The sequence below is a fragment of the Bartonella sp. DB5-6 genome (assembly GCF_000278115.1).
Classification (GTDB): Bacteria; Pseudomonadota; Alphaproteobacteria; order Rhizobiales; family Rhizobiaceae; genus Bartonella; species Bartonella refiksaydamii.
Map to the genome: position 1 here is coordinate 22,817 of NZ_JH725125.1, position 12,219 is coordinate 35,035.

General features: G+C 37.5%; 9 protein-coding genes and 2 pseudogenes. 4 read left to right on the forward strand and 7 right to left on the reverse strand.

Features of this window, described 5'->3' with window-relative positions:
• Nucleotides 1-745: 745 nt before the first annotated feature.
• Together waaA and lpxK are read left to right on the forward strand one after the other, a co-directional pair.
• A complete protein-coding gene (gene waaA / locus MCO_RS09095) occupies nt 746-2,068 on the forward strand; it encodes a lipid IV(A) 3-deoxy-D-manno-octulosonic acid transferase (protein ID WP_007554075.1) in 1,323 nt (440 codons plus the stop codon).
• Nucleotides 2,058-3,077, forward strand: a complete 1,020-nt coding sequence (gene lpxK, locus MCO_RS09100) for a tetraacyldisaccharide 4'-kinase (RefSeq protein WP_007554078.1) — start codon at nt 2,058-2,060, stop codon at nt 3,075-3,077. Before waaA ends, lpxK begins: the two co-directional genes overlap by 11 nt.
• A gap of 46 nt (nt 3,078-3,123) precedes the next feature.
• On the opposite strand, the gene MCO_RS09105 is transcribed toward lpxK, so the two are convergent.
• Together MCO_RS09105 and mutL are read right to left on the reverse strand one after the other, a co-directional pair.
• On the reverse strand, nt 3,124-3,357 hold the full coding sequence (locus tag MCO_RS09105) for a DUF2093 domain-containing protein (protein WP_007554080.1): 234 nt from the start codon (nt 3,355-3,357) through the stop codon (nt 3,124-3,126).
• A gap of 116 nt (nt 3,358-3,473) precedes the next feature.
• Nucleotides 3,474-5,312, reverse strand: coding sequence for a DNA mismatch repair endonuclease MutL (gene mutL, locus MCO_RS09110; protein ID WP_040299170.1), 1,839 nt, complete (start codon nt 5,310-5,312; stop codon nt 3,474-3,476).
• A gap of 295 nt (nt 5,313-5,607) precedes the next feature.
• Between mutL and MCO_RS09115 the strand changes: the two genes are divergently transcribed.
• Nucleotides 5,608-6,696, forward strand: a complete 1,089-nt coding sequence (locus MCO_RS09115; RefSeq protein ID WP_007554085.1) for a 2'-deoxycytidine 5'-triphosphate deaminase — start codon at nt 5,608-5,610, stop codon at nt 6,694-6,696.
• A 693-nt stretch (nt 6,697-7,389) separates the two neighbouring features.
• On the forward strand, nt 7,390-8,538 hold the full coding sequence (gene lldD / locus MCO_RS09120) for an FMN-dependent L-lactate dehydrogenase LldD (protein ID WP_007554087.1): 1,149 nt from the start codon (nt 7,390-7,392) through the stop codon (nt 8,536-8,538).
• 169 nt (nt 8,539-8,707) lie between these two features.
• Here lldD and MCO_RS11420 read toward each other — a convergent pair whose 3' ends face one another.
• The 5 genes and pseudogenes from MCO_RS11420 to MCO_RS09140 all read right to left on the reverse strand — a co-directional run.
• On the reverse strand, nt 8,708-8,992 hold the full coding sequence (locus tag MCO_RS11420) for a transketolase C-terminal domain-containing protein (protein WP_371137044.1): 285 nt from the start codon (nt 8,990-8,992) through the stop codon (nt 8,708-8,710).
• A 102-nt stretch (nt 8,993-9,094) separates the two neighbouring features.
• Entirely contained in the window at nt 9,095-9,376 is a 282-nt protein-coding gene (locus MCO_RS11425) for a hypothetical protein (protein WP_245256870.1), read from the reverse strand.
• 387 nt (nt 9,377-9,763) lie between these two features.
• A pseudogene (locus MCO_RS10690) lies at nt 9,764-9,913 on the reverse strand (SMI1/KNR4 family protein); the annotation flags it as partial.
• Nucleotides 9,914-10,184: 271 nt separating this feature from the next.
• Nucleotides 10,185-10,529 (reverse strand): HNH/ENDO VII family nuclease, encoded by a 345-nt coding sequence (locus tag MCO_RS09135; protein ID WP_007554091.1) that lies wholly within the window; start codon nt 10,527-10,529, stop codon nt 10,185-10,187.
• Nucleotides 10,530-10,617: 88 nt separating this feature from the next.
• Nucleotides 10,618-12,219, reverse strand: a pseudogene (locus MCO_RS09140) (hypothetical protein); the annotation flags it as partial.

Below are 12,219 nucleotides of genomic sequence, written 5' to 3' on the forward strand. Positions count from 1 at the left end.
ACTTAAGATGAGTGAAAAAATTCAGAAAAAGGAGTAGTGTGTTTTAAAATGCTTTTGGCAAAATGGCCAATATTCACTGATAAACATACAGCTTGTATAATTTTTTATGTGAGGGGAGTGTATACATTTTGTTTATTGGACAAATCTGCAATTGAAAAGTTTAGATAATGTTATGAAAATACAGAGCGTTTATAATTTATTTCTTAATCACTTTTTTTGCATGCACAGCATAGTATGGCACCCTTTTTTCATTCTTAAAGTAAAAAAAGTTATTGCTATATTTGGGGGAGGCATTCAGAAATAAATACACCATTTGCAAAAAAATAAGGGCTTAAATTCGTTTATGATTTAAAGAGACAAAGCCAAAAACCTTATGTTCACAAGTATGGATATGAGAACTTCTTAACGCCAAAAATGCTCTTAAACCTAACAAAAGGTACTATAATTGTGGATATCAAACACCCAAAATTAGAAAAGAGATTATTTTATTAGCCAAATTATTTACCTGTTCTATCTACTTTGTGTACATGCACTTTCATGAAAAAAGATTCTTGAAAAAACATGATATAAAATTGTGATTCTGATTTTTAAATCATTCTCATGAATAAAGCGCGTTTTGTTGCCTAAAATACGAGGAGTATTTTGCTATTCGCTCAAAGAAAAATCGATATCATGAACAAGAATGATAAATCGTTTAATAAAAAAGCTCACAAACGTCTCAAAATAGGTGAATGAGGTGGTTTTAATGATGGAACTAAAGGCATGTACAGCTCTTTTAATCTATCGAATGGTTGGTTTTTGCTTCCGTCCTATTGTACCTTTTTATTTGTTTATTCGTGCTTTACGTGGAAAAGAAGAGCGGAGTCGCCAAAAAGAGCGTTTGGGTAAAAGCCATAAAGCACGTCCTCAAAGCCCATTAATTTGGTTACATGCAGCTAGTGTTGGAGAGACACTTGCTCTTGTCCCGCTTATTAATTATATTTTATCATCGAAAATCAATATATTATTGACAACCTGCACTGTAACATCTTCTTCTCTTGTGAAAAAGCTGTTTGGTAATCGGTTAATTCACCAATATGCTCCGTTGGATTTAGATTTGGCAGTACACCGTTTTATTAGTCATTGGAAGCCTGATTTAGTATTGATTTGTGAATCGGAAATTTGGCCTTTACGTATTAAAGAACTTGCCAAAATGCGCATTCCACAAATTTTGATTAATGCCCATATGTCTGAGCGTTCTTTTAAAGCTTGGCAAAAACGACGTGTTTTTGCAAGATATATTTTTAAGCATATTGACTTAGCTATTGGTCAAAACGAACGAGATGTAGCTTATTACCATGCTCTTGGAGTAAAATCTGTTGCGCTTTCTGGTAATCTCAAGGCTGATGTTTTGCCAGTTGAAGATCAAGAATTACTTAAGTATTATCGTAGTGCTATTGGCAATCGCCCAGTTTGGGCAGCTATTTCAACTCATGAAGGAGAAGAGGAAATCGCTTTTGAGGTACATAGGATTCTTAAAAATTATTTGCCAGATTTATTGACAATCATTGTCCCCCGTCATCCTGAACGTTTAGGAGATCTTATCAGAAAATGTAACAGTAAGAGTTTACGTTTTATTCGTAGAAGCGATAATGCTGTTCCAGATGTAAATACGGACATTTTGTGGGGCGATACGATTGGAGAAATGGGACTTTTCCTTCGCTTATCGAAAGTTTCTTTCATTGGGAAGTCGTTATGTGGAGACGGTGGACACAATCCATTGGAATTGGCTTTGCTTGGTTCCGCTATTTTGACAGGACCTAATATCTCAAATTTTCAAGAGATGTTTGAACAATTTTTAACGCGTGATGCAGCATATATGATTCAAGATACAAAACAGCTTTCTATTCAAGTATATAAGCTTTTAACAAATGAAGTATTGCGACAAGAAATGGTTGATAAAGCCTATGAAGTAGCAACAAGTATGGCAGGTGCGCTTGAGCGCACACTAAAAATTCTTGATCCATTTTTACAACCTCTTGTAATACAAACAGGTTTAAGTCAGTATCGGAGCAAACATGAGATTTAGCACACCTCATTTTTGGTGGAAATACAAAAGCTTCTTGCGTTTTTTGTTAACGCCAGTTTCTTGGGGGTATGGTTATTTTTCACACTGTCGTATGACAAGACAGTCTCCTGTTATCAATCTTCCAGTTTTGTGTATTGGCAATTTTACATGTGGTGGTGCGGGTAAAACTCCTGTTGTCATTGCTTTTGCCCAAATGGCTAAAGAGCTTGGTTTCATACCTGGTGTTGTCTCACGTGGTTATGGTGGAAGGATTAAAGGGGTGCATCTTGTAAATGAAAAACATGACAATGCACGTGATGTTGGAGATGAAGCACTTTTACTTGCACAGCATACTTTTGTTGCTATATCACCCGATCGTTATGCGGCAGCACACAGGCTCAAGCAAAAAGGATGCGATTTGATTTTAATGGATGACGGATTTCAAAGCCGCAGTCTTTATATGGATTATTCATTGCTTGTTGTAGATACGATGCGTGGTTTTGGGAATGGGGCTGTTTTCCCAGCAGGACCTTTGCGTGTACCGTTAAAAACACAGCTTTCTTTGATGGATAGTGTTTTATTGATTGGTGACTGGAATGCGCGTGATAAAATTGCTTCTCTTGTCACTTATACTGGAAAACCTGTACATCACGCTCACCTTAAATCATTAGCATCTGATAAAGTTGCAGGAAAGCCATTTTTGGCATTTGCAGGTATTGGTAATCCAGACAAATTTTTTCAATCAATTAAAGAGCTCTCTGGTCATGTTGTGCAAGCTTACTCTTATCCAGATCACTATTTTTTTACTGATACAGATTTAAAAAATCTCGCACAAAGGGCTAAAATGCAAAATTTATGGCTAGCTACGACAGCTAAGGATTATGCACGTATACAGTCAAGGAGTGTGCAAAAAGACTTAAAAAATCTTGTTATTTTTGACGTTAAAGTTAATTTTGCTCAAGAAGATTTCTGCCGTACACTCCTTGAAAAGGTCGTAACGCGTTTTAGAGAACGGAAATATTCACTTTAAGATGTAATTTTGAAAATAGCCCTCCGGCTTTATTGTTTCTAATCAATTATTTTTGTGCTTTTAACAATTGACTGAGATATGGATTGCATTCAAGTTCGCGATGATAAGAAATCTCACAACTAGCATATGCTTCTTGGCGGTGATGATTCCAATATTTTAAATCGTCTATCGGGATTTTTTGCCCGCTAACGGCACAGATAGTGTAAGTTCCATATTCTATAATTTTATACCCATTATTGGAATAATGAATTTTTGCTTCGCGTTCATTACTAGAAAACATTCTTCATAATCCCTTCTTGTTTGTATGAGAGAGAATTCGAGTAAAGTGCCATAAAATACCTTATAAAGTCGAGAGTAAATTAAAAAAATATTTTTTCTAAAACAATGAGTGGTAACTTATTTTCTACCAAAAAGTCTCTCTATATCAGCCAATTTGAGTTCAATATAAGTAGGACGACCGTGATTACACGTTCCTGTATTGGGTGTTGCTTCTATTTGTCGTAACAGTGCATTCATTTCCTCGGGACGTAAAAAGCGCCCTGACCGTATTGAGCCATGACAAGCCATTGTTGCTGCAACATAATCAAGGGCTGCTTTTAAATTGTCTGTCGTATCATATTCTGCAGCTTCATCTGCAAGATCCTTAATGAGGGCTTGTACGTTGATCTCTCCTAACATGGAGGGTGTTTCACGCACAACAATTGCACCAGGTCCAAATGGCTCTATGCCTAAACCAAATTTCTGCAAAGCATCTTTATGCGTTAAGAGACATGTTGCATCTTCTTCAGAGAGTTCTACAATTTCAGGAATAAGGAGCAATTGTGAAGGAAGCGGTTTGGAATAAAGCGCATTCTTGAGTGCTTCATAAACCAATCGTTCGTGAGCAGCATGCTGATCGACAATAACCAAACTATCTTGGGTTTGAGCAATAATGTAGTTTTTATGGATTTGTGCTCTAGCAGCCCCTAGGGGATAAGATAATTCTTCTGGTGAAGCTATAGTGTTTGGAATGTAGACATCACCACTTGGTGTATCTAAGCCTTCCATAAGAGGAATAGCATCCTCTTTTAAACCAAAAGAGCTGGTAATATCCAATGGTTTATGAATCATTGATGCGGATGCAAAATGGTGAGAGTGTGAGCTGTAAGAAGGAGTCTGTTGAGTACTCTTAAAGTTTCCCAATAGCTGTTGCGTCTGAAATGCAGCCAACATTGCTTCAGAACACGTTGAAGTAGAACGAACACCTGTTTGATGTAACGCTTCACGAATTGCTCCAACGATTAAACCGCGAATTAACCCTGAATCACGAAACCTTACATCAGCTTTAGTTGGATGCACGTTAACATCTACATCAGCGGGTGGTAGATCAATAAAAAGAATGGAGACAGGATAACGATCCCGCGTCATGACATCAGCATAAGCTCCTCGAATCGCACCCCAGAGGAATTTATCACGCACTGGGCGCCCATTAACATAAGCAAATTGATGAAGGCTATTACTACGGTTGAAGGATGGCAAACAAGTAAACCCTGTCAAACGGACTGATTCGCGTTCAGCATTAAGTGCGATACTGTTGGGAGCAAATTCTTTACCCATAATTTGTGTAATACGTTGTAATTGCCCTTTGGTGCTCTTTTCCGTAGCAGGTAATTCCATAGAAGTTCTGTCTGATCCTGAAAGAGAAAAGCGGATATGCGGAAATGCAATAGCAATTCGTTTAATCATATCGGTAATGGCATTCGTTTCAGCCCGATCAGTTTTCATAAATTTTAGCCGTGCTGGAGTGACAAAGAAGAGATCACGAACTTCAACGATCGTTCCAAGATTTGCAGCCGCCGGTTTTGGTCCAACAATTTTTCCTGCTTTAACAATAATTTCACTAGCACTATCAGCATCTTGCGTTCGTGAAGTTAATTTAAGTTTAGCAACAGAACCAATAGAGGGCAAGGCTTCTCCTCTAAACCCTAAGAAGCAAATATTGTGCACGTCATTGGTAATTTTCGAGGTACAATGACGAGAAACGGCTAAAGTTAACTGGTCTGCCGGAATACCACAACCATTATCACTCACCTTTATAAAATTTTTCCCACCGTTTGCTGTAACAATTTCAATTCGAGTTGCTCCAGCGTCAATAGCATTTTCAACAAGCTCTTTGACAACATTCGCCGGACGTTCAATAACTTCGCCGGCAGCAATTTGATTAATAATATTTTCGCTGAGATGGCGTATGATCATCATAAATTATAACAAGATTCCTGCGGATTTTATAAGAGTTTTAAATTATGATAACATTATTTGTGTAACATTCAAGAATGGGAGTATGTATGAGATATTCTTCTTATTTACTTTCAAATAATGTTGTACAAGTGCTGTTTCATTATTTGTGGCATTCTATGATTAACTATAATAGAAAAAATAGAAAATTGATTGGAAAAATTAGAGAGGAGTAGTTTTTATCACCTTAAAATAGCTTGCACCAATCAATCTTCTGAGCCAAAAAGAAATGAGGTAGAAATGGAAAGCAAAACGTATGGCGCGTATAAGAGGTATTCTTGCAGATAATGATATACAAGCTTTGATTGATAATGACGTTCTCAAAGCTCTTTGGCCATTTGATGCAACCCAAATACAACCGGCAAGTCTTGATCTTCGTTTAGGAGACAAAGCTTATCGTGTACGGGCTTCCTTTATGCCGGGGCTTGATGTAAAAGTTTTAGATAAACTCGAACGGTTAAAGTTGCACGAATTTGATTTGCGACATGGGGCAGTCTTGGAAACAGGTTGTGTTTATATTGTTCCTCTTTTGGAAAATTTAGCTTTACCGGAAAACTTATCAGCAGTTGCCAATCCTAAAAGTTCTACGGGACGATTAGATATTTTTACGCGTGTGATTACTGATAATGCTCAGGAATTTGACAAAATTTGTGCAGGTTATTATGGTCCACTTTATCTTGAAATTAGTCCACGGACATTTCCAATTTTGGTACGTACTGGTTCACGTTTATCTCAGCTTCGATTTCGCAAAGGATACAGTTATTTAAATGAAATTGAGCTGCATGCTTTGCATAGAGATGAAACACTGATATCGGATGATCTACCCAATATTAGCGAAGATGGTATTGGACTTTCCATTAGTTTGAAGGGAGACAAAAACGGGCTTGTTGGCTATCGCGCTAAACGCCATACAAGTGTTATTGATATTGATAAACGCGCTGTTGCTCAAGTCCTAGATTTTTGGGAACCTCTTTTTGACCGTGGTCAAAGGGAACTGATTCTTGATCCTGATGAGTTTTATATTTTAGTCTCGCGAGAGGCTGTCCATGTTCCGCCGCTTTATGCCGCTGAAATGACCCCCTTTGATCCCTTGGTTGGTGAGTTTAGGGTGCATTATGCAGGTTTTTTTGACCCAGGATTTGGGCATATGGAAGCAGGTGGGAAAGGAGCGAAAGCGGTTTTAGAAGTGCGCAGCCGTGAAATTCCATTTATTTTGGAGCATGGCCAAATTATTGGCCGTTTAATCTACGAAAACATGCTTAACCGACCGTTAGCACTTTATGGACGTGATTCTGGCTCACATTACCAAGCGCAGGAATTAAAGTTATCTAAGCATTTTAAATGAGTTTGAAAATATGGATTTCAATAAAGTACACTTGGAAAGTGTATTCGTTGAGAGCACATATTGATTTTATTAAATTACGTCCTTTGTATATGATTAGTTGATGTAATATGACTAGAAAATTACTTAACCAAATAAGAGAGTTTTTTGTTAGTACGTACTAACATTCAGAGTTTAAATGCCCTATGTAAATTATGAACGCACATTTTGATAAATTTTGATGAAAAGGAAACTTAGCTAAGTTTTGGTTACATTATATTCAATGACTTGATTTTTAGTTCTATTAACAGCTTTTTTGTCTTTATGGGGTGGTCTATACTCGATGGGTGACTATATACTTTTATAGGCTATAGTGCGAGGCATTTTGGGGGAATTTCTTTAAAATTGCAATAAGTAATTGAAGCGATATCTCTTTGAGAACTCTTGGTTATACAGAGGGTAGCGTTTCAGTTCTTGAGATAAATAATTAACAACGTATGTCTGTATATACCACTGATTGTAGATACTATGAGATTCTAAATTAAAAAAGGGAAATAAAGGCGTTGTTTTCATCTATTCATTTTTTTGAGTTGCAATCTTTGTTGCCTACCTTTATCGAAAGGCGTGTTTTATTGAGATGCCTCATAGACATGTGCGGGTTGGGGTTGATTAGTTTTAGGGTATTTTCGCTTTTTATTCAAAAAAATGGTACTATTCATGATTATTTCCTCAACTCTTGATTATCGCAAAGCAGCAAAACATCGTCTTCCCCCTTTTCTTTTTCACTATATCGATGGTGGAGCTTATGCTGAAGAAACGTTGCGGCGTAATAATACAGATCTTCAAGCACTTGCCTTACGTCAAAGGATTTTGAGAGAAGTTGGTGAAGTTGATCTTTCAACCAAGCTTTTTGATCAAACACTTGATTTGCCAATTATACTTGCACCTGTTGGATTAACAGGCATGTATGCACGGCGTGGTGAGGTACAAACCGCACGTGCAGCTGTTGCAAAAGGCATTCCTTTTACACTATCCTCGGTTTCAGTTTGCCCCATCGCAGAAGTGCAAGAAGCGGTTGGAAGTGCATTTTGGTTTCAACTTTATGTTCTTAAAGATCGTGGCTTTATGCGTGATGCATTAGAGAGGGCTTGGGCATCTGGTGTGCGCACATTAGTTTTTACAGTTGATATGCCGGTTCCTGGTGCGCGTTATCGTGATGCACATTCAGGAATGTCAGGGCCTTATGCGGGGTTACGCCGGATTTTACAAGCTTTTACCCATCCACATTGGGCTTGGAATGTCGGTATTATAGGACGTCCACATGATCTTGGCAATGTTTCCACTTATCTCAAAAAGAAAATTGCATTAGATGATTATGTTGGTTGGCTTGGTGAAAATTTTGATCCATCTATTGGTTGGTCTGACCTGCAATGGATTCGGGATTTTTGGAAGGGAAAAATGATTTTGAAAGGTATACTGGATCCAGAAGACGCACGTGAAGCAGTGCGATTTGGTGCGGATGGTCTCGTTGTTTCTAATCATGGTGGACGTCAACTTGATGGCGTCTTGTCAACTGCACGAGCTTTGCCAGCAATTGCAGATGCTGTAAAAGGTGATTTGTCCATTTTAGTGGATTCTGGTGTTCGTTCTGGTCTTGATGTTGTACGCATGATAGCACAAGGTGCGGATGCCGTTATGATTGGCCGCGCTTTTGTTTATGCACTTGCAGCCGCGGGTGAAAAAGGTGTCATTCATCTCCTTGATCTTTTTGCAAATGAAATGCGCGTAGCTATGACATTGACTGGTGCGCATGCGATTAAAGAGATTACACGCGATAGTTTAGCCAATAAAGGTGCTTTTGAGTAATAAAAATTCACTGTACCATCGTTGGAAAAAGAAAACCTTGTTTCATTGTAAGGAGGAAAAGTACGATTGAACGTGCTTATATGTCCTTGTTTTCTTTTCGCATCCTTGATAATTTATGCTGTTTTTAGCTAATGAATACATTCCGATGTGGTTTAATGTTTGTAATATATTATTTCATTGCCAATACAGCTTTTGTGATACCGTCTCGGTTTATACCATAATTTTCTAAAACATCCAATTGGCTTTCATTACAAATTGGCTTATCCGGTATTCCTAGCGATACAAATTTATATGCAATGCTATGTTTCATGAATAATCTTGCAATTGCATCTCCAAGCCTTCCATTCGTGCTATGCTCTTCACAGATAACAACAAATCTATGAGATTTGGATAGTTCTAGCACAGATACATCATCTAAAGTCCTAATTATTGATACACTTACAACTGTTGATATAACTTCATATTTTTGGAGTTTTCAGCAGCATCGCGACCAATTTGAACAGTCTCACTAGTGGCAAGCAAGAGAATATCTTTTCCCTTTTTTATAACAGAAGCTTTATTGATATCTATTTTTGAAGAATCTTTGTGAATATTTGGAACTGCGTGCTTTCCTAAACGTATATAAACAGGCGGAGAATTGCAGCCTCTGTTTCTTTATATCCGCAGGAGCAATGATGCGCATGTTAGGAATAGCACGAAGTGAAGCAAAATCGGAAATGACATGATGTGTTGCCACGAGTGGTCCATAGCTAATACCAGCACTAATACCAATCAATCGGACAGAATTTTCGCAATAAGCGACATCTACCTTTATTTGTTCAAGTGCACACGTTGTCAAAAAACAAGCCTGTGAAACCACAATTTTTTTCCACACGAGGCAAGATCCGCCGCAATACCTATCAAATTTTGTTCGGCAACTCCAACTTCTACAATATGCTCTGGATAGAGCTTTGCGAATTAGTCAATTTTCTCAGATATTCGTGAATCAGCTGTTAAAACAACAATGTCTTTATCAAATTGCACTACTTTTGTAAGAGTCTTATCAAAATTTCGAGGTTTGAAAATTTCACGGCAGTTTGTGTTTCTTGATGAAGAATATTCACACGCATCCTCCCAATAATTAAATTTTTGTCTGAATTTCATTGAAAGCAATATTATATTTCTCATCTTTTAGAACTTTATGGTGCCAGTGTATGTCGTTTTCCATAGAGGAAATTCCACACCCCTTATAGGAAGAGGTAAATTGTAAATCGAGAGTGTTCTCAGCTGTTTTAATCCGTACATCATCAGGTGCATTATCTTGAGTACCAAAATTAATAACATGACTATGCATATCAACATATTGTGCAACATCTAATAAAGTATAATTTTTCATAAATTTTTCTCCATAAGTCACAGTGTGTTTTTACTCATAATGAGTGTTTCTACTGATCAATATTTCTCTACTATAGCCAATAGAATTGGAATGAGATTGATAAAATCATAAGAGATATGTTCTTGAAGGAGCTCTTTTCTCATCTGTCTCTGTAAAATCATCTCGCATTTACAATATATGATGGAATTAAAGGGGATGATCATTAAAGCTTAGAGAGCACCTTTTAGTGGCATTATTTCAATATTTGCAATAATTACTTTTTCTTTTTTTCCTACTTAGAAATTTTTTTTGAAATCCAACAAATAACTTTTCTGATAAAATTTGTCTTTGGCTTCATAGGAGCAACAAAACTCTTGTCTTGATAAAATGAGTAGAGAACCTCAGCCATAGGACCTTCTTGTGTCATAGGATATAACATAATAGGCCTACAATCGACTCCAATAGGAGCTCTTCCTGATACCATTCTTTCCACATTTGTACCTGTTACTATCTGTCCTTTTTCTTTCCAAGAAGAAACTGTTTCAGGCTCAAACAGCTCATCTTCCTGATAAACTTTTTTACCTTTAAAGTCCACAGGCTGAGCTGCTCCCATAATTTTTTTCTTTATCAATTTCATGATTCATAAGCCCCTTCGATTTTTTCAAAATAATCAATGTATTCTTTGTTTTAAATAAACTTAACAAACTCTCCTTCCAAGAAGGAGGTTATTCCTCGCTAGAAAGCTCTGAGTGATTACCAAAATCTTTTGCCACCTGTTCAATCAAAGCGTAGCTCAGTTGCTTGGTTTTCGCTGCTTTTTTGGCTAAAGCTAATGCACGTTCTAGGTGGGTTTGGCTGATGCTCTCGTCAAAACCTAGATGATCACCTGCCGTAAAGCTTTTCTGATAAGATTGTAAGGTCTCAACATCGCCCAACAAAGCAAGAACGCCAATATGAGGCAAAGCATAATCCTTATTATCTGTTTTGGACTTTGCATCCTGTTGCCAAGGAGCAGCGCCATAATCACAGCGAAGTCTTTCAGAAAGATCAATCTCTTTGACTGCCCATTCTAGCGCATCATCAAGCGCTTGCTTTAAGCGATCCGCAGTGACTTCTGGTTCAAAGATTTCCAATCCCTTTGCTTCAAAATTAAGTTCTAAATCTGAGAAATCTTGCATGTTGGTAGGATCAATGAATTTACAAGCGATGGAAAGAATGCCCGTGCTAATCAAAAAGGCGCTATCAAATTGCGGGCAATCTTTAGCAATTTTATCGTTATAAAGAATATCTACTTCACGATCAGCCAATTGATAGCTTGCTATATAATCATCCCCATCGATTTTTTTAGTCGACCAGCCTAAACTTTTTAAAAGAGCTGTGGCACTTTCCATAGTCAAAGGAGCATCTTTATCATCCGGTTCATCTACCTCCTCTATCGCCTCAACAGCAACAGTTTTGGAAGCAATAGATGTTGTTTGGAGATCAAGGGACAAAATCGGAGCATTTTTTGGAAAACCCGCTCGATAACCCCGTGCAAGAGTAAGAGCATTGTCAATATCATATTTTGTGATAGTGCCTACAAAGCCTAGACGATTTTTTCTTTGAAAACTCTCTTTATAAAATTTGAGCTTTTTGACATTACCAGTCAAAATAAGTGCTATAAGGTGACATTCTGCGGGGAAAGATTCACTATCCGTTGACAAAGCAGCATAATCATAGATGATTTGGCTGGTATTTTGCCGATCTGCCCACTCAAGAATATCCGCACAGATCTCTCTCAGTTTGCCCTCGTCCAATTCAGCACCAGAAAACGTATAAACTTCTTCTGCCTCTTTGAGAGCTATATATTGGGGCAATCTAGGAAACATATCACGATGAGCAGTAGAAAAGCCAAGTGTTGAAAGCGAAGTCTTGAATGCAACAATCGGCGTTTTTCCTTTTTTATCAAGGCTGTACACTACATTAATGATACGGTCTTTGCTTATAAAATAAGCATTGCGCTCGTAGTTTTTATCTCGATAAACTGCCCACCCCATCCTTTTTAAATCTTCCGAAACTGTATTAAGAAAAGACAAATCTTGCAAACTAAGACGATCATTTATGGCTTTTCGCTCATTAAGGATTTTCAGATGCTCTTCAGCAAATTGAACGGCGTGATTAACATACCCCTCCAGTTCTTCATCAAGATTTTGCAAATGCTCAGGAATCTTATCCTCTGCGATAGAATCTTGATAGGATTTTAGGACATCAATTTGACCTGTCAATGCTAAACAAGCCAAATGCCAAATCACAGCTGGATAATAGCTATATTTTTGGATAAGCGTTTT

Bases quoted from the DNA above. Each gene is read 5' to 3' on its own strand.
- waaA (WP_007554075.1), top strand. From the start codon at position 746: ATGATGGAACTAAAGGCATGTACAGCTCTTTTAATCTATCGAATGGTT.
- lpxK (WP_007554078.1), top strand. From the start codon at position 2,058: ATGAGATTTAGCACACCTCATTTTTGGTGGAAATACAAAAGCTTCTTG.
- MCO_RS09105 (WP_007554080.1), bottom strand. From the start codon at position 3,357: ATGTTTTCTAGTAATGAACGCGAAGCAAAAATTCATTATTCCAATAAT.
- mutL (WP_040299170.1), bottom strand. From the start codon at position 5,312: ATGATCATACGCCATCTCAGCGAAAATATTATTAATCAAATTGCTGCC.
- MCO_RS09115 (WP_007554085.1), top strand. From the start codon at position 5,608: ATGGCGCGTATAAGAGGTATTCTTGCAGATAATGATATACAAGCTTTG.
- lldD (WP_007554087.1), top strand. From the start codon at position 7,390: ATGATTATTTCCTCAACTCTTGATTATCGCAAAGCAGCAAAACATCGT.
- MCO_RS09135 (WP_007554091.1), bottom strand. From the start codon at position 10,529: ATGAAATTGATAAAGAAAAAAATTATGGGAGCAGCTCAGCCTGTGGAC.